The following is a 17,293-nucleotide window of genomic DNA, read 5'->3' as shown; positions in this document are numbered from 1 at the left end:
ACCTCTCGGCGGGAAAGCGATGGTGGCGGTAGAGTGGGTTACGGTCTGTCATCGACCGTCGTTCGCACGTCTATGTCCGCATTCCGTTAAGTTGACGACGCTCATCACACCTAGCACGGGCGTTTTATCAAACTACTGAATCTAGGGTCTGCGATCAGATCCCGTGCATCATTTTCGATTCTTGAGAAATTACGCCTAACGAACTCCCGATAGAAATTGAGAGTCCCATCACCCGCTATTGTCTCCGGAGAATAGATACTTAACAATAACATTGCGTCATAGCGACAAATATTCCAAACGTTATCCCTTGCCCACTTCTTTCTATACTTTGTTTCTGAACCTTCATCCCCACTCGCGATAAAAAAATTATATCGCTCCTCAATAAGGGATCGAGGCGTGAATTTTACCCCGACGTCTGCGGCTAGTAAAAGGAGTTGCAATAACTCTTGCTGAATTACATTGGAAGCAATTACGCTATCAAAAACACTTTCACTGCGATTGAATTGATCGACAGACATATACATTCTGGGTCGTGGGCTAGGTAGGATAAAGCCCATCCCAGATCTGCTCAAATTCACACTCATAGGCGAAAACATATCATTCATCTTCTGAATATAAGAAATATCTCCAACAATATCGGAAAGGACAGATTTCTCGCCTGAATGGAATTTGACGTAAAGCGTTGCTGTGTCAGAACATTCAGTAATATTACTCACATGCTTTGTGGTGAAATCAAGATAAGTCAATTCCCCGAACATTGTGAATAAAGTAGACAGATTTCTGTTAGAATAAGTACTCGCTTCTCCGAACACGCATACTTCGATATGGCTGCCCCAACGAGATACGACACCGTTATCATTTATGGCATTGTCGCCAATCACCTTGTCAAAAAATAGCATGAAGCCCTCCCGATCACGTTCCTCAGAGGAACGTCCGGGAGAAAATAGTGCAGCAAAAAAGAAAATTATGATTATGAATAAAAGAAAAAATAAGTATCTCAGTAGGTATATTTTATTTCCGAGCATACACTTCTCCGATAAAACTGAGCAAGAGAAATAATATTGACTTGCCATACCTCTGATAAAAACGGCCATGCGAAAAGCACATGGCCGTCCTTAACTTATTTATTTGCGATAATTACGCGAATTTCTTGCCGGATCATGGCAAGAAGAGCAATTGAAAGTGCCCGATATCGAAGGACCATCCTTAGAAAACGAAATGCTGGGCTGCATTTGTCCGGCAATATGTCCCAGAGTTTGGCCGAAGTTCATACTTTTGGTGCCGTCGCGATTAACTTTATCGGCCCGATTTACACCGGACGATCTTCCGCCACGTGACTTTCCGCCTCCTGAACCTCCACGACTTCCCATGCCACCCGAAACGAAATGCATCTGTTCTTCGTCCAATGTATACATTCAAGTCCCCTTTTTTTAAAAAAAGCTTACAGGAACAAGCTTCCCTTCAGCCACTTTCAAGACACGATCTGCCATGGCAATCGTACTTGATCTGTGCGCAACGATTACCCGAGTGATCGGCAACCGTGCCAAGTTTTCATTAAGAATAGCCTCGTTTGCCTCGTCGAGATGGCTGCTAGCCTCATCAAGAAAAAGAATACATGGTTGTCGATAAAGTGCTCTGGCAATCAAAAGACGTTGCTTCTGTCCGCCTGACAGGAGATGTCCCATATCCCCAACGAGAGTTTCGTACCCCATGGGAAGGCGTTCGATGTCACCGGCGATTACTGCAAGGCGAGCACACTCCTCAATTCTTTCCTGATCTGCATATACATCAAACCCAGCAATGTTCTCGGCGAGAGAGCCTGCAAATAGGCTATCATCTTGCAGAACACACGCGATCTGTCGTCTGTACTGCTCAAGGTAAGAGAAATGTATGTGCTGATTATCCACCAAAACTTGACCTGAGCTGGGTGGAATAAGTCCTGCCAAAACCTTCAGAAGACTGCTTTTACCGCAGCCAGAAGGTCCGACAAACGCTATGCACTCTCCGGGGACGACTTTGAGATCGATACCGTTTAAAATATCAAATCCAGCTTCATCGTACCGGAATCGGACATTACGCATTTCTAAAATAGAATCTTTCGAGACGCTGAGGTTTTTGCTTGCACCGACAATCTCCGGATTCTCCAACGCAATATCGGCCAGGCGCGATCCATGAAGAGTCAACATCCGCAATTTGAAAACGATTCCAATTAGGTTGCCAGAACGTTGAACAAATTGCTGTTGAAAAGACAAAAATGCCAGCAGCATGCCGACACTCATGGTGTTCGCGACTACAAAGTGGCTCCCAAACCAAAGTATTGCTAGATGGCCAGCGCCAGAAATCAAAGTATTCATCGAGGCGAAGAAAATATCCAGCTTGTCCGTTTTTATATCTTCGTTTTGTGTTGCTACGACGGCCTGAAACCAGACGCGAAAACGATGTTGCTCGAGACCCATCGCCTTAATACTAATGACGCCGCGGACAGATTCGATAAAATGAGTTTCCTCTTGTGCGCTGCACAAGATTTCTGCTTCCGAAGCAGATCGGTAGGCGGGATAAAACCCAAGACGAAGTAGAGTTTCGAAAACAACTAAAAAAAATGCGATAATTGACAGCTTACCGCTGTATAATAGCATCATTCCCAGCATGCCAAGGGTGAGCATTGCATCCATCGCGAATGCAACTAGGTCGGTGGTAAGCGTCTTCTGAATTGCACCCAAAGCATTAAAACGGGAGACAACGTCACCTACGTGTCGCTTCTCAAACCAAGACAATGGTAACTTTAACAAATGAGAGAAAAGACTTGCATTCCAGCCCAAAGAGATGCGTGCCATAAGCGTCATAATGATCCATGACCGCAATACTTCGAATACTATCTGAAACAAGAGAAGTAAGCTAAGTCCCACGACAACAACAGAGACTAAGTCCATGTCCGCCGCGACGATCGCATGATCGACTATCACCTGCATTCCGAGTGGGTTGATTATTGCGACCACTTCCAAACACAACGAAAACGCAAAAACATTCGCCGTCGCCTTCTTCAGCCCTGCCACATTTTTAAAAAGACTTAGAAAGGGAAATTGTTCACGTATGGTCGCCTTGGTAAATTGGTCGCTCGGCCATAGCTCGAGGGCCACGCCTGTAAAATTACGATCTACTTCATTTAAGGAGACTCGACGACGCCCGCGCGCAGGATCATGAATTATAGCCCCTTTACGAAAAACTTTCTCGAGTACGACAAAATGCGACAAGTCCCAGTGCAAGATGCATGGGAGCCGTAAGTGATGTATTTCTGACAGTTCCAGCTTAACGGCTCTACTTGAAAGCGAAAGATGATTAGCGATGTTCGAGAGTTGGAAGAGCGTCGTGCCCTTTAACGACGAGCTAAATCTTCGGCGCATCACGTGGAGATCGATCTTTTTCCCATAAAACCAAGAAATCATCGCGATGCTTGCTAAGCCGCACTCAGCCACTTCCGTTTGCAATATGACGGGAAGCCTTCGAAGCGAAAAGGAGAAATTTGCGTCTTTAATCATCTCTTGTCACATGGGTGTATTCAACGCGCCTCGGAACCCGTAGATTGGCTCCAAAAGCCACTGATAAATTGGTCGTTGGTCTAGAAAAATATCAGCGTCGACACTCATACCAGGCCGAATTGGCTCGTTTTTTCCGTAGGCGACGATGAAATTTCTCTCAGGTATTACAATAACTTGATATCTTTGTTTCAAATTTTCGGCCGGGTTTTCGCTCTGCCTTTCAAAATTCACGCCAATATCCTCTTGCTTAATGGTAACCCGTGAGAACTCGGAAACAACGCCTGGATAAAGGCCAAATTTCTGATAGGGATAAGCTGCAAAGCGAAGCATCACCCTCGATTTCTGCCGCATGAAACCTATGGCGCGACTATCCGCAAACAGATGTATTTCAATACGCGAATCCTCTGGAAGGATTGTCAATAACTGCGAACCGGCTCCAACTATCTGCCCTGGTTTTGCAAGAACAGCCGTCACAGTTCCAGCCGCCGGAGCAACTATTTCAATTTCGCGCTTTGCTTCGCTCTCGATTACCTCCCGCTCAATGGCGAGAGCTTGACGCGTCAATTGACTAATTTCCGTATGTGATTTTTCATCGAATACATTGAGTTTCACCCGGAGAACGGCAATTTTCTCCTCAAGCTGTATTGCTTCTCGCTTGAGAGCCTCGACTTCTTGTTCTCTACGCATTCTGTTCTCGAGTCGATCGACAGCTTCTTTTCGCAAAATCAACCCTCTATTGGCCAGATCCTCATAACTAGTCGCTGTTGCTTTCAGAAATTTCGTGTACTCCCCACCTGTGTCTATCTGGGAGTGCACTTGTTCGATTTCCCTCAGAAGGACATCATGTTGTTGTAGAAGGCCGTCTTTCTCCTTTTTGTCGATTGTCTGCTTGTTACGGATCTCTGCATCGAGCTCTGTCTTCTGCTGGAAAAGTTTCTCTCGTATAACCGCTTGGGTTTCCCCCTGTGCGGTTCGAACGTCCGAGCTGACAACATAAAGTAGTTGGCCTTTCGTAACGCGATCTCCCTCGCGAACATCAGTACGGGTGAGGCGGCCTGTGGTTGCAGCCACAATTCGAATAATTCCGGCCTCGGGGACGACCACTCCGAATAAACGAACACGGTGCGTATATTTGCCAAGCGCCAGAAATAGGGAAATCGCCAAAATCAGCGATATTCCTAAGGCAGCCGCAACCGTGACCGGCAGCCGTGTTACGGCTGAGACGTCCCCCATCCATTTTAGATTACGAGATAAAGATACTTCTTTTCTGAACAGCAAATTTCGCGCTTTCGAGCGGTTCACCTTAACAACGGTCTTCTCATTTACAGACTAAAAATGCTGTCTCGTGCACTTTGCCCAGAAGACACGCGATTAACGGTCCTAAGCAGTCATTTGCGCCCATGCCGGTTCAGAGTGATTTACTGAATCCTGAAAGACAATGACGTTGTCATGGCGCCACTGACAAATAACGCGCAGATAATGACAAAATATTCTTAAAGGTAAATGCGTATAATTGCCTACTTTGAGCGGCATTGCCAAGTAGTTTAACGTTGGGTGCCATCGACGCCGTATCGCCAGTGACCAGCCAAGATAGAGTGAGTGGTGGCAGCGATCCCGGAATGCAGCTACTGTGCCGCTTGCATGATCTGCAGTAACTCGACAGCGGACGTGGTTCCTAGTTTGTCGCAGATATTCGCCCTGTGGTTGTCGACCGTTCGTGCCGAGATTGCCAACCCTGAGGAAATGTCTTTCGTTCCGAAGCCGCGGCAAACGAGGTCAAGAATTTCGCGCTCACGGGGCGTCAGGCGCCCGAGCAAGATGCGTGCATCGTCCCGCTCCCGCAGTGTATCGAGCGCGCGCTCGGCTTTCTTCAGAGCAGCGAACAGATCCTTCTCGTCGATCGGCTTTGTCAAAAAATCGACAACCCCTGATCGGAAAGCCGCGCGGCAAGAGTGAATATCGCCATCCCCCGTGATGACAATGACGGGCCACTCGACACCCCGCTGCAGCAGCTGGGTGTGTAACTCCAGGCCTGTGACCTGTGGCATGTTCAGGTCAATCAGGAGTGGACCGAGATTGTTCGCGTCGAATTCCGCAAGAAGGTGTGCCGAATCCCTGAACGCTGCGACTGCAAAACCGTGTGCCTCGAACAATAGAGAAAGACCCTCGCGCACGGCTTCGTCGTCGTCAACCAGATGGATTGTGTAGCGGCTATTCATGATTGCGCTTCTGCTCTCGGTAGCATGATCTTGAAGATCGCTCCCTGGTCGTTTCTGGCTTCAAGTCTTCCACCCACACGCTCCAGAAGCTTTGCACAAAGCGATAGGCCCAGGCCCAAGCCATCAATTTTGGTTGTGTAGAAAGGCTGAAAGATATCATCGATATTCTCCGACCTTATACCTGGTCCGTTGTCACGAACTTCGATCAAATTCCTGTCGGGAACACTATAGGTATGGATGGCGATCGTGCGCGTTGCAGCCGCGTTCTCTTCCAGAGCATCCATCGCATTGCGAACCAGATTGTAGATGACTTGCTCAAGTTCGATTTCTCCAACGATCGAGTGAAGAGGCGCTGGGTCGAGTACCACGACCAGATGAATCTTGCGCTTCTTCAGCTCCATTTCGAGAAGGTCAATGACATCTTGGACGATACGATTAAGATTGCAAGCGCAGGACGTCACCTCACGCGCCGAAACATATTCCCGCATTTTGCCCAGGATCCGGCCGGCCCGCTTAGCTTCGCGCACATTTGCCAACAGGACTCGCTGAACCATGTCTTTATTGAATTCATCCGCTTCGAAGGCTTTTAACCCTGCTTGGCTTTGGCTGAGCATCGCCGTCAATGGCTGCGTTAATTCATGTGCTATGCCCGAGGCCAAGTCCCCCATGGCGTTTACACGTGATGCGTGCGCCAGCCTGTTCTCAAGCTCTAGCTGAACGAGGCGCCGCTTCGTACCTTCTTCGAATAGGCGTAGTTTCCCCGCGATTGCTGCCTCTGCTCCCAACGCCCGAAGTACCCCGAGCATTGCAGCGCTCAGCGCCGCAATGACAAGCAAGGGCTTCCAGGGTAATAAGTCACTGATCGTGACAGGAAGCTCCATATGAAGGACAAAAGGCAGGCCTTGTCTTCCGAGATCAATCTCTTCAATTGTTCTTCCGATAATATGGGTGATCCAGGATTCAATATGCCGGTTTTGCGCTACGATGGTCGTATCGCCAATCTTCAGGATTCGCTCGATATTTAACGGTTGCTCCCCGCAGGAAAGCAATTCTGCACCGTCGATCGTCAGAAGGAAGCCTGCCTCTTCGCCCGCGTGCCAAAAAGATTGGGTGTAGAACCTCGTTCCGCCCGGAAGTGGATGGATCTGGGGCGATGCGATAGCTTCGGCTAGAAGGCCGTCGATCACCTGCTTGTAGTCTTGCTGACGCGGCAGATCGTACCTGTCGGTCGTGATATCTTGGTCGAACACGAGTCTCGGTGGAGAGGTGCGCGAATCAATACTAAAGCGTTGGATTCTCTTGATCCTCGGATAGGACTCGAGAATGGAGCGGGAAACACGCAAAAAACCGGCTTCAGCAATCGGGCCCTCCGAATCTGACAAGGCGGCGAGTGCTGCTATGTTAGTATCGTGTTGGGCAATCTTTACAGCCAGTTTTCGCTTCATGCTGCTCACTTCAGCAGCAAAAGCTCTTCTCAAACTGCCAGCCTCGATATTAGCCACGACGCTCGCCGCTACCATCTGGAAGACAATCCAGATTGTCAGCAACTGAAACCGGTTCAATTTCCCGAACAGACGAACTATAATTATCTATCCTCTGGCTTGTCATCGCAGCCTTCGATGGCCCGAGATGGTATCGCGGTGGCTGGACGGTCTCGCAGCGCTTTGGCTCTACGGCTGAGGTCATTCCATACCCTTGTTCTACCGTGGGGTATCACATCGTAGCACTGCCACCAGGTACATAAGTAGAATTACTCATATCACCGTTTTCTTGCGGCAATGTAGAGCAAAGGTGAGGGACGCTATCAAACTTTTCCAATTTGCCATCCTAATTTGATAACACCTCTGTTTACATTCGCACGTGGTCTGTGTTTGGAACGCCGTTCTGTCAATTGCCACTGAGAACTAACCCGGCGGGGGTGCGGAGGGGGGCTGACGAAAACTTGGACCACCAGGAGTTAGTTCATGTATTCCTACGCAGACAGACTTCGGGCCGTTGAGCTTTATATCCGGCTCGGCTATGCCACGTCGCATGACGTTCATGTTACGTTCGACCTTATCGTGTCGCTGGGAACAGTTCTTGTTCCGACTCCCATACCGCAAGACGGCCTTCATCGTGGGTATTGCCAAGTTGTTTGAGTTTGTTGTTTCGGGTATCGAGGCGCCATGAAATTACCAAGCGCCTTTCCCCGCCTGAAGGGGTTTCGCTTTGCGCGTGACGTTATCGCCTATGCGGTGTGGACCTATCACCGATTTGCCCTAAGTGCGGCGGATGTGGAAGACCTGCTTGCCGAGCGCGGGGTGATCGTCAGCCGTGAAACGGTTTGCCTCTGGGTCAATCGCTTTGGCCGCCATTTTGCTGGCTGCCTTCGTAAGGACCGGCCCAAACCAAACGACAAATGGCATATGGACGAGGCCGTCATTACGATGAGCGGACGGAAATTCTGGCTCTGGCGGGCGATCGATGCCGACGGCGATGTTCTCGACATCCTGGTTCAAACCCGCCGCAACACAAAGGCTGCCACGCGTTTCTTCTCAAGGCTGGTGCGGCATTTTGGTAGGCCGCGCGTCATCGTGACGGACAAGCTCGGCGGCTACGTCAAGCAAATACACAACCTGGCGCCCGATGCCGATCATCGCGTGCATAAGGGCTTGAACAACAGAATTGAAAATTCGCACCGCCAGACCAGGAAGCGAGAGAAAATCATGGGTCGGTTCAAATTACCCCAGGCGCAACGCTTCCTGTCAGCCCACGACCAAATCAACACGATCTTTCGGCCCCGTCGCTACAATCTCTCAGCCGCCTCATATCGCAACGCAAGGGCTGACGCATTCTGCCTGTGGGCCGAATACACCGCGGAAATGGTAGCTTGAAAAACAGCGGACCTGCCAACTCGACACCAAAATCAAACAACTTGGCAATACCGTGGGGGGCCCTCGCTATATCCTCCTGCGGAGAGGGAGATGTACGATAAAAGGGGTGCCGACGGGTCCGCAAGTCTCTTCTTGACAGATCGGGGTCACGAAAACGCTGGGACGCACGTGCACCTCGATCTATGTATTCCGACGCAGGGGATGGGTTTACGCCTCAGTTGCCCCTCGGTTCAACAGAAACTGTCGCAGTCCTCCCCGCAATCAGGTTGACCGACTTTGGAACGTCGTCGATCTCAATCCGCACCGGAATCCTCTGGGCCAGACGGACCCATGAAAATGTTGGAGCAACGCTAGCGAGCGAACCTGCAGTATCGCTCCGCTCGCGATCCTCAATCCCGGCGGCAACACCTGCGACATGGCCGATAATCGGTTGCTGTTCTCCCATGATCTCGATCTTCACGCGATCTCCGACGTGGATCCGCGGGAGCTTTGTTTCTTCAAAGTACCCCGCAACGTAGATGGCGTCACTTTCTACTAGCACCCCGACCGCATTTCCGACGGAGACATAGGTGCCCCGACGTAAAGGGAAATTCGTGATTTTGCCTGAGACTGGCGCTTTCACGGTTGTCCGGTCAAGGTTCAGCTTCGCCAGATCAAGGGCGACGAGTGCCGATTGGTAAGCGGCGTCTGCCTGGTACCGCAGGCTTTCTGCGTGCTGCCGCTCCTTGAGGCTGGCGGCTTCTTTAGAAGCGAGCAGTTGATATCGTTCGAATTCGATCTTAGCCAGATCCGCTGCGGCCTTACTGCTCCGCACTTGGGCCTCTGCCTGGCGCAGCGAGAGTTCAAAACGGTCTGCTTCGATCCGAAACAGGGGCATCCCTTTCTCGACTTGCGCGTTGTCGGATACCAAAACCTCCGTGACGGGTCCCGACACATCTGGCGCCAGACGAACGATATCTGCCCGGATATGAGCGTCGCGTGTCCACGGTGCTTCCATGTAGAAAGACCACAGGTGCCAGCTTAGAACCGCTGCGCAGCATACCATGGATAAGGTCAACAGGGCTGTGCCCAAGGTGATGGTAAAATTTGTCATGTCTGCAACCAGTTGAGAATAGCGGAAAGCACGCCAAGGAGGGTGATATAAAGCGCGAGGTTGAACAGCGAGCGATGCCACACCGCTGAATAAAGCCCCAGCCTGCCGAACACCGGTATGAGTACCCGGAGCAGACCGTATGCACACACCGCGAGAGCGGATAACCAAGGCAGGAAGACACCATAGAGGTCGAATTGTCCGGTCACCTGGCATTCCTATTCGATGGAGACGTTGTCGAAACCGGAGGATCCGTCTCCGGTGCAAGGCACAGACGAAGAGCGGCCGCGTGCACCATGAGTTCCGTGTCGGCGTCCGTTAGGGAAAGGCCCGCGGTTGAAAGCATAAAGGCGTCCAGCATACCAAGTGCACGCTCCATGGCCTCGCCACGCTTGGCGGGTGTAATCCGATACAAGAGCTCCAACGCCGAGAAGATGACTTCGGCCCGGACACAAACAGGTATCGAGGCTTCATCCGAACGCACCTGCATTGCCGTTATGTGCAGCCCCGCGCGCAGGTCCCTCATCAGGTCAGCATCGGAGGTGCCGGAGGTGGCAGGTAATTTCGCCGCCCTGACTGCAAACATGCCTGCCACGTCGATGACGTGATGGCGCGTGACATGCGCGTCGGCATGCTGGCCCGCCGCGATCCCGGCAACATGCGCCTGTGTCACTGAGAAAAGCCTCCTGGCATTCGTCTCTGCTCTCACAGATCGGAAGATGCCGCACACCACGATCGCCCAGACCATACCAAGAACAGTCGCGGTACCCGAGTTTGCAAACATTATGAAGTCGCTGCTCTGGTGTGCCTGAAGAGTAAGAAGAAGTGGAAAGTTTATACAAAGGCCCATGCCGACGATCGCAAGCGAAGGCACGGCAAGGCAAATCCCTGCAGGTATCAGGAAGAGGCCTAGTGCAGCGACAAGCGGCACAAAACCATCGATCAGCGGAAGGATCGCGAAGGCATAGACGGACGCAGCGATGACCGACCAGAGGGTGACATACGCGAATTTGCGCATGGCTGGCACCGGATCGTCCATCGTCGCCAGAAGGCAGCAAAGTACGCCGGAAATCTGGGCAAATGCCATGCCATCGGGCCACGTGCTGGCGATCCAGAAGGTGATTGATGTGGTGAGGCAGATCGCAACCGTCAGTGCCGAAAGCAACGCCATGGCGATGTCAGCGTGCTGGGCTGGGATGTTTTCCCGAGACGCGAAGCGACCAACTGTCCTCGCTGCATTCTCTTCCTTCAAAGCGTCTCGAAGCGACTGATACTCATGAGAAATTTGAGCAATATTCCGCAAGTTCCGCGAAACATTAGCAAGAAGAAGCACTTCCCATGATCGAGGCGCTTCGAAAGAGGCTGGCGCATCGGTTTTGATCCCGAAGAATTCCGGGGAGATTAATGATGTTGATCCGATCGCCGTAATCATCGACATGGCCTGCTCCGTGCCCGGAGTATCGAGCCTGGCCAATGCCCTTCGCTGATCCTCGAGTTCGCTCAACAACGGAAGAATGGCGACCATGCGATGCTGCAGTGACCTCACAAGCGAAACGGCAGATCGATATCTCGATCCGTCATATCGAAGGTGGACTGTGAACGACCGCAGGTCCGCCGCTTCTGCCGCCAAGGCGTATCGTTCCGCTCTGTTTCGGGCTTGATCCGCCTTGGCGGTTGCAGTTGCCGCAAGGAGCGCCTGGGCCCTTGCCATCCAAGCATCGATCCGCCCGAGCAGTGTAGTGCCGACATGGACTGGAAAAACAACGTGGCTGACGATCGAGGCACACAGGATCGCAAGTCCGATCTCCTCGACCCGCGCAACGACAGTGTCAAACGTGCTTGCCGGCGCCGTGACAAGTGGCAATCCTGCGAGAAGCACGGTGTATCCGGCCAGCAGGGAAACATAGCTGCGGGGTGTGCGATCAAGAAGGCTGATGAACGTGCATCCTGACACCCAGAAGATAATCGCTGCGGAAAGCAGTGCGGGCGAGTTCGCGAGATTTGGGACCATGATGATGGTCGCGCCGCCCCCGATCAGCGTTCCTAGCAGTCGATAGAACGATTTTGATGAGATGGCGCCCGAGAGGGGATGAGCAACGATGTAGACGGTTGAAACGGCCCAAAACGGTCGCGGCAGATCGAACCGTATCGCGATGTAATAAGCAAGCATTGCCGCCAGGAATGTCTTCAATGAAAAGATCACGTTCCCGGGGGTGACAAAGGTTCGAACGCTCATAAGTCATCCACCGCGTGAGCGTCGACCTGCGTCGTGCCTCTGTCACCCATGGAGGTGGTCAGTCCGTAGAGTTCAGGCGAGACGTAGCAAAAAAACGGCGTCGCTAAGCATGCATGCATATAAGCATCAGACAGATCAGCGCTTGAAACGACCGACGGTGTCCGTGATCGGCAGGCAAACCAAACGCCAACTCTCTCAAGGAAGGCTTTCACGGCCATTTGTGCGATAGCTATGCGGCTGACCCTGCGCCCCACGCTGTCTGAAAGCATGATGCAATGCTTGGAATCGCATGTCTGAGGCAATCGAATTTCTGTCTGAAAGACATCAGACCAGTATCCAGGCTCATGATGTTGCACTGACATCGTCATTCTCCGAATTATCTGGGATGACTCTATCGACAAAGCCTGTTGATGAATTTAGATATCCTCTCAAATGATGACTAAATTCCACCATTCGCCCTTATCCCTTTCAGCAGCCCTGGGCGACCACGAACTAGAAAAGTCCGCGGCGCGAGTGCAGGCTGTGAGGATCGACGTATCCCAGAACGAACGGGAGGCACCTGAACACCGCCACCAAAAAGGGCAGCTTGTCATGGCCTCACGGGGCGGCGTGACATGTCGCGTTCCAAGCGGGATGTGGATGGTGCCGCCCCATTGCGGCGTCTGGGTTCCCGGCGGCATGCCGCATAGCAACGTGGCAACCGCCAACGCCCGTTTGTTTTTTCTGTTCATCGAGCCGGGCGCCGCCGATCTGCCGGACCGGTGCTGCACACTGTCTCTATCCCCGCTCATCCGGGAACTTATCATTGAGATGGCTAATCAGCCCGCAGCAGTGACCGCAGATTCAGAACTCATGGCAACATTGCTTCTGTCGGCATTGCCGCGGATGCCGATAGAGCATCTTCATCTCCCGCTTACAGATGAGCCCCGGCTTGTGCGAATTGCATCGGAGCTGGCCGACGATCCCGCCGATCGCAGTACGATGGCGCTATGGGCAAGGCGGGTCGGGATGAGTGAGAACTCGCTCGCACGCCTCGTCCAGCACCAGACCGGCCTCACATTCGGTCGTTGGCGACAGCAGCTGCAATTGATCGTCGCAATCCGCAGTCTTGCGTCCGGGTCGACAGTTCAGCAGGTTTCGGGCGACCTTGGATATGAATCCGTGTCTGCATTTATCACCATGTTCAAGAAAGCGCTCGGCACATCGCCAGCCAGATATTTAGGTAACTTCGAGCGATAGCGTCATGAAATTCAGCTATCACCTGAGAGGAGATAAAGCATGTTCACCCACGTCATGATCGGCAGTAACGACCTGGAACGATCCAGAAAATTCTACGACGCAACCTTTGTTGCCCTGGGGGGCAAGCCCGGCGAGATGGATGCGAGAGGTCGACTGATCTACGCGCATGAAGGAGGGCGGTTGATGATAACGAAACCGATCGACGGGAAGCCGGCGACCGCTGCCAATGGTGGAACGATCGGTATTGCGGCGACGACCCCCGACCATGTCGTGGCATGGCATGCCGCTGGTGTGGCACATGGCGGCATGGCAATCGAGAGCCCGCCCACGGAACGTCCGAACGGCGCGTTCGTCGCATATCTTCGCGACCCCGACGGAAACAAACTTTCCGCGCGGACGCATCAGCTGAAATGAGGTCGCTGTGAGTCGCCCCTGGTGATCAAGGACAGGAGGGTTACATTGGCCACAGCGGCAGCAAACGCCCTAGTGATCGCAACTCGTGACACAAGCCATTTTTGAGGCTGCAGGGCTGAAGGTGATCAATCCCTGGTCCAGATAATGATAGTGTTCATCTGAGTGTGGTAAGTTCAGGTCCCTTCAAAAGCTGGAGACTACGTTCTCGCGGAGGCATCTTGAATCGGAATTGCCACGTTGATTGGCGTTGGGTGCCAGCGGCGCGGTGTCGCCAGTTTCGGACTGTCATTTCAGCGGCATACTCAGCCCACAGGCTGAACGCATCAGCCTGGGCGTGCGGTATGAAATGGCGGGTAGAGTGTAAGCGGCGGGGGCGGAAGATTGTGTTGATTTGATCGTGGGCCGAGAGGAAGCGCTGTGCCTGAAGCGGTGTTTGAACCGACCCGTGATCTTCTCGCACTTTCGGGTCTGCCGGTGGGAGTTTTCAATTCGGTTGTTCAGCTCATTGTGCGTCCGATGATTGGACAGGCAAGGTTTCTCCGTAATTTATGAACTCCGTTTATTTGATACTGATGGCGGAAATGGCTATGGCCATGCCCCGCACTATATGAAGTCGCTGATGGGAGCATGCGCCGTCCCCCTTAGTGAAGATCGATGCCATGCGAGGGCATCCGATGCGTGATCTTTCATAATAATCTGGAGATCATGCGGCATCGACCTGGAAGAATAGGGGCAGGCTGTCGCGCACAGGTTCATATCCGCCATTGCCTCTCGCGGTGGAGGCGCTATCATAATTATGTTGTAAGGTGGTAGGCTTTGGGAGGAGCGATACGTGAGACGGATGTGGCCAGATGAATTTGCCTTTCTGCTTGATGGTGCGGAAGAGGTTGACCTGCATATTCCACCGATGGAGCACAAAGATGGTTCGCCCGGGGAAACGATATGCCGGAAGGCCTTGAAAGCCCGTATCAGCCAACAGGATTTTGAGAAGATTTGGCCCCTGGCAGAGGCTCGTTATCGGTTGAGCGGCCGGCTCTCGGGCAAGGCGATCACGCTGATTGCCAACAACCCTCATTACCAGAAATGGCACCCCTCCGACGGTGGCAGCGTCGAGAGCGTGTCTGATAGCGGCCAGAAATACACGACACGTTATGTGACCGTGCATTTTCTTCTGGATGATGTTCACGAGCCTGTCGAAGCCTGAAGGTCGCAGTGGCGGTTCTTGCCAGTGGATTGGTCGAGTGGCGTCGAGGTCATTTCAGTCTTCGACGCCATTTTCGTGCCGGTTTCGATCTCCGGCACATCTCACCGTCAAAGGCACATGAGCCCCACGTGATCAGACCTTGGGCTGCTCGTGGGTGGCGCAATGGATGCCGCCGCCTACCTCGCCTACCGGGTCGATATTTAACGTGATGATCTCCCGGCCGGGATAAAGCTTGCCAAGAATCGCTGCGGCTCGTTCGTCGGCTTCCCGATCGCCGAATTCGGCGGCGATGACCGCACCGTTGCAGACATAATAATTGACGTAGGAAGATACGAAATCGGCGCTGTCGACACGAATGTCGTAGGGTTCCGGCAAAATGATCATATCCAGCTTGCGGCCCTCGGCATCGGTGGCTGCGGCCAGAATATCATGGGTTTCGAAGGCTGCCACCGACCACGGGTCGTCGTGGTCGATCTTGTCTCCCATCTGGATCAGCAGTTGCCCCGGCCTGACGAAACGGGCGAGCGCATCGATGTGGTAATCGGTGATGTCAGCTCCGATGATTCCGGGTGCCCACACCATCTTGCGTGCGCCCATCGTGTCGAGGAGAAGCCGTTCGATTTCTGCCTTGTCGCCGCGGTTGCGATTGGCATTGATGAAGCTGCTTTCATGGGCGATCAACGTACCGTGGCCGTCGGTTTCCACCCCTCCAGCCTCGCCCACCAGCCCTGCATCAAAAACCGGAAGGCCCATACGTTCGGCTATCCGCGCGGCAATCTTTCCATCGGCATTGTGGGTTTGCTTGTTGCCCCAGCCGTTGAAGTTGAACTGCGTGATGGCGAGCCCGCCCTTGCCATTTACAACAAAGGACGGCCCGGAATCGCGGCACCACAGATCATCGGTCGGGATGTCCCATAATTCGACGTTGCGCGACACCTGTTTGCGGATCGCGCCATGGTACTGCGCCGCGGCCAGCATCACGACCGGTTCGAACTCCGAAATGGTATTGGCGATTTTCGCGATGGTTTTTTGAAGGTCATCAAGGAAATCGGGATCGTCATGCACGGCGGGGTTCACCGGCCACTGCATGAAAGTGCGTTCATGCGGTTCGGTTTCCTCAGGATACCAAAATCCGGCGGCACGGGCCGATGGGCCTGTCGTCCGGCCCTGATGGGACGAGGCCGAAAGGCCAGCGGTGGCAGCAGCGGCAAAAAGCAGTGTCTGGCGGCGGGTCATCATCGTATCACCATGAAAACACAAAGAAAACGATCGCTTCAGCTTATGGGTGCGCATCTTGGATTTGCCCAAAGCTGCTGTCAACAAAGCTAATTCGTTCTGAAACTTCTGCTCATATTCCAATGTGGCTTTTACATGGATGTGACGGATAAAAGCATGGGTTTTCAGGCTGAAAGATTCTTATGTGCCGGAAATGACCATTATTTCGATCGCGATAGTGTGTTGGCTAGACCTCACGCGGGGCGTCACGGTTTTACTCCGTTCGGTTCAGAAACCGCTTTTGGCAAGAAACGCCCTGCTGGCCGCCAGATCGTTCAGAATGCTGCCGGCATTACGCGGGTCGCGTTCCTGTTCGATGGTGATATAACCGCCGTAACCGAGTTCCGTTAGAAGGCTGCGGATCGCTGGGTAATCGAGAGAGCCGCGGCCGATCGGGCACATCACGCCCTTGGCGCAGGCGTCGAAGAAGCGGATGTGTTCTGCCATCACCTCCTTGAAAACCGCGGCGTCGATATCCTTGAAATGAATATAGTCGACGCGGTCCCAATAACGGCGAAGCGTGGCGACGGGGTCCATGCCGGAATAGGCCATATGGCCGGTATCGAGGCATAAGCCCGCAAGATTGGCGGGAATGTCCTTGACGATCTGCTGCAACTCGTCGGCAAATTCGATATAGCCGCCAGCATGGGGATGGATGGTGGCGCGCACGCCATAGGTGTCACGGGCAAGCGTCGCAATGGCGCGGATGTTTTCGACCATGCCCCGCCATGCGGCTTCATCGAGGCGTGGTGCGCGGTCGGAATGGCCAGCGGCATAGTCTCGCTCATCATGGCCCCAGTCCATCACCGTCAGGTAGGGGGCGGGAAAACGCTGGCCGGTATGGGTTTCCGGCTTTGGCAGGCGGGTGATCAGTGCGCAGATCTCGTCGGTCTGGCGCAGCAGGTTGTCGCGGTTGTCGGGTGAGACCAGATCGTCGAAGATCGTGCCGGCAACGATCTTCAGGCCGCGCTCGTCCAGCGCCTGTGAAACGCGCTTGAGATCAAGCGGCAGATAGCCATAAGGGCCAAGTTCCAGACCACCGAAACCGGCAGCCTTCGCCTCATCCAGCACCTTTTCCCAATGGGGCAGATGGGGGTTTTTGACGTCATCGACGCCCCAGCAGCAGGGAGCGGTGGTGATGGTGATCGGGTTGGTCATGGCATCCTCGTAGTGCGATTGGTGCCGGGCCGCATTCTGCGGCCCGGGA

The 17,293-nt window shown here is 53.1% G+C and carries 15 protein-coding genes and 1 pseudogene; 4 read left to right on the top strand and 12 right to left on the bottom strand.

Going from position 1 to position 17,293, the window contains the following annotated elements; all coding sequences use genetic code 11:
• Nucleotides 1-110: 110 nt before the first annotated feature.
• The 6 genes from PL640_RS11220 to PL640_RS11195 form a co-directional block, all read right to left on the bottom strand.
• Nucleotides 111-899: a hypothetical protein gene (locus PL640_RS11220; RefSeq protein ID WP_271361925.1), complete on the bottom strand. Its 789-nt coding sequence runs from the start codon at nt 897-899 to the stop codon at nt 111-113.
• Between the two features lie 225 nt (nt 900-1,124).
• On the bottom strand, nt 1,125-1,415 hold the full coding sequence (locus PL640_RS11215) for a hypothetical protein (RefSeq protein WP_271361923.1): 291 nt from the start codon (nt 1,413-1,415) through the stop codon (nt 1,125-1,127).
• A 15-nt stretch (nt 1,416-1,430) separates the two neighbouring features.
• A complete protein-coding gene (locus PL640_RS11210; RefSeq protein WP_271361921.1) occupies nt 1,431-3,536 on the bottom strand; it encodes a peptidase domain-containing ABC transporter in 2,106 nt (701 codons plus the stop codon).
• Nucleotides 3,537-3,542: 6 nt separating this feature from the next.
• A complete protein-coding gene (locus PL640_RS11205; protein ID WP_271361919.1) occupies nt 3,543-4,838 on the bottom strand; it encodes an HlyD family secretion protein in 1,296 nt (431 codons plus the stop codon).
• Between the two features lie 323 nt (nt 4,839-5,161).
• Nucleotides 5,162-5,755: a response regulator transcription factor gene (locus PL640_RS11200; protein WP_271361917.1), complete on the bottom strand. Its 594-nt coding sequence runs from the start codon at nt 5,753-5,755 to the stop codon at nt 5,162-5,164.
• Nucleotides 5,752-7,257 (bottom strand): sensor histidine kinase, encoded by a 1,506-nt coding sequence (locus PL640_RS11195; RefSeq protein ID WP_271361915.1) that lies wholly within the window; start codon nt 7,255-7,257, stop codon nt 5,752-5,754. Before PL640_RS11195 ends, PL640_RS11200 begins: the two co-directional genes overlap by 4 nt.
• Nucleotides 7,258-7,920: 663 nt before the next feature.
• Between PL640_RS11195 and PL640_RS11190 the strand changes: the two genes are divergently transcribed.
• Nucleotides 7,921-8,628 carry an IS6 family transposase gene (locus PL640_RS11190; RefSeq protein WP_271361913.1) on the top strand — a complete coding sequence of 236 codons (708 nt, stop codon included), beginning with the start codon at nt 7,921-7,923 and terminating at the stop codon, nt 8,626-8,628.
• A 214-nt stretch (nt 8,629-8,842) separates the two neighbouring features.
• Here the strand turns inward: PL640_RS11190 and PL640_RS11185 are convergent, their stop codons facing one another.
• Genes PL640_RS11185 through PL640_RS11175 form a run of 3 tightly spaced genes read right to left on the bottom strand, consistent with a single transcriptional unit; the run spans nt 8,843 to nt 11,954 of the window.
• Nucleotides 8,843-9,721, bottom strand: a complete 879-nt coding sequence (locus PL640_RS11185; protein WP_271361912.1) for an efflux RND transporter periplasmic adaptor subunit — start codon at nt 9,719-9,721, stop codon at nt 8,843-8,845.
• The gene (locus tag PL640_RS11180; protein ID WP_080843179.1) at nt 9,718-9,927 is read right to left on the bottom strand and encodes a DUF1656 domain-containing protein; all 210 of its coding nucleotides are present in this window, start codon (nt 9,925-9,927) and stop codon (nt 9,718-9,720) included. The genes PL640_RS11185 and PL640_RS11180 overlap by 4 nt, the downstream gene beginning before the upstream one ends.
• The gene (locus PL640_RS11175; protein ID WP_271361911.1) at nt 9,924-11,954 is read right to left on the bottom strand and encodes an FUSC family protein; all 2,031 of its coding nucleotides are present in this window, start codon (nt 11,952-11,954) and stop codon (nt 9,924-9,926) included. The genes PL640_RS11180 and PL640_RS11175 overlap by 4 nt, the downstream gene beginning before the upstream one ends.
• Nucleotides 11,955-12,386: 432 nt before the next feature.
• Here PL640_RS11175 and PL640_RS11170 point away from each other — a divergent pair, with 432 nt between their 5' ends.
• Both PL640_RS11170 and PL640_RS11165 read left to right on the top strand, forming a co-directional pair.
• Nucleotides 12,387-13,193: an AraC family transcriptional regulator gene (locus PL640_RS11170; protein WP_271361909.1), complete on the top strand. Its 807-nt coding sequence runs from the start codon at nt 12,387-12,389 to the stop codon at nt 13,191-13,193.
• A 39-nt stretch (nt 13,194-13,232) separates the two neighbouring features.
• On the top strand, nt 13,233-13,607 hold the full coding sequence (locus PL640_RS11165; protein ID WP_142841626.1) for a VOC family protein: 375 nt from the start codon (nt 13,233-13,235) through the stop codon (nt 13,605-13,607).
• A gap of 286 nt (nt 13,608-13,893) precedes the next feature.
• Here the strand turns inward: PL640_RS11165 and PL640_RS11160 are convergent.
• A pseudogene (locus PL640_RS11160) lies at nt 13,894-14,132 on the bottom strand (DDE-type integrase/transposase/recombinase); the annotation flags it as partial.
• Nucleotides 14,133-14,448: 316 nt separating this feature from the next.
• Here PL640_RS11160 and PL640_RS11155 point away from each other — a divergent pair.
• Nucleotides 14,449-14,811 carry a hypothetical protein gene (locus tag PL640_RS11155; protein ID WP_271361906.1) on the top strand — a complete coding sequence of 121 codons (363 nt, stop codon included), beginning with the start codon at nt 14,449-14,451 and terminating at the stop codon, nt 14,809-14,811.
• 132 nt (nt 14,812-14,943) lie between these two features.
• Here the strand turns inward: PL640_RS11155 and PL640_RS11150 are convergent, their stop codons facing one another.
• Nucleotides 14,944-16,050: an agmatine deiminase family protein gene (locus tag PL640_RS11150; RefSeq protein ID WP_271361905.1), complete on the bottom strand. Its 1,107-nt coding sequence runs from the start codon at nt 16,048-16,050 to the stop codon at nt 14,944-14,946.
• A gap of 264 nt (nt 16,051-16,314) precedes the next feature.
• Nucleotides 16,315-17,244: a sugar phosphate isomerase/epimerase family protein gene (locus PL640_RS11145; RefSeq protein ID WP_271361904.1), complete on the bottom strand. Its 930-nt coding sequence runs from the start codon at nt 17,242-17,244 to the stop codon at nt 16,315-16,317.
• Nucleotides 17,245-17,293: the final 49 nt, after the last annotated feature.

It is taken from the genome of Agrobacterium sp. ST15.16.024 (genome assembly GCF_027956545.1).
GTDB classification, from domain to species: domain Bacteria; phylum Pseudomonadota; class Alphaproteobacteria; order Rhizobiales; family Rhizobiaceae; genus Agrobacterium; species Agrobacterium cucumeris.
The sequence above is the reverse complement of the archived record's forward strand: the minus strand, read 5'-3'. Positions and strand labels throughout refer to the sequence as shown.

Coding starts and splice junctions, on each gene's coding strand:
- PL640_RS11190 (WP_271361913.1), top strand. CDS start 7,921: ATGAAATTACCAAGCGCCTTTCCCCGCCTGAAGGGGTTTCGCTTTGCG.
- PL640_RS11215 (WP_271361923.1), bottom strand. CDS start 1,415: ATGTATACATTGGACGAAGAACAGATGCATTTCGTTTCGGGTGGCATG.
- PL640_RS11150 (WP_271361905.1), bottom strand. CDS start 16,050: ATGATGACCCGCCGCCAGACACTGCTTTTTGCCGCTGCTGCCACCGCT.
- PL640_RS11170 (WP_271361909.1), top strand. CDS start 12,387: ATGATGACTAAATTCCACCATTCGCCCTTATCCCTTTCAGCAGCCCTG.
- PL640_RS11210 (WP_271361921.1), bottom strand. CDS start 3,536: ATGATTAAAGACGCAAATTTCTCCTTTTCGCTTCGAAGGCTTCCCGTC.
- PL640_RS11165 (WP_142841626.1), top strand. CDS start 13,233: ATGTTCACCCACGTCATGATCGGCAGTAACGACCTGGAACGATCCAGA.
- PL640_RS11185 (WP_271361912.1), bottom strand. CDS start 9,721: ATGACAAATTTTACCATCACCTTGGGCACAGCCCTGTTGACCTTATCC.
- PL640_RS11145 (WP_271361904.1), bottom strand. CDS start 17,244: ATGACCAACCCGATCACCATCACCACCGCTCCCTGCTGCTGGGGCGTC.
- PL640_RS11220 (WP_271361925.1), bottom strand. CDS start 899: ATGCTATTTTTTGACAAGGTGATTGGCGACAATGCCATAAATGATAAC.
- PL640_RS11155 (WP_271361906.1), top strand. CDS start 14,449: ATGTGGCCAGATGAATTTGCCTTTCTGCTTGATGGTGCGGAAGAGGTT.
- PL640_RS11200 (WP_271361917.1), bottom strand. CDS start 5,755: ATGAATAGCCGCTACACAATCCATCTGGTTGACGACGACGAAGCCGTG.
- PL640_RS11175 (WP_271361911.1), bottom strand. CDS start 11,954: ATGAGCGTTCGAACCTTTGTCACCCCCGGGAACGTGATCTTTTCATTG.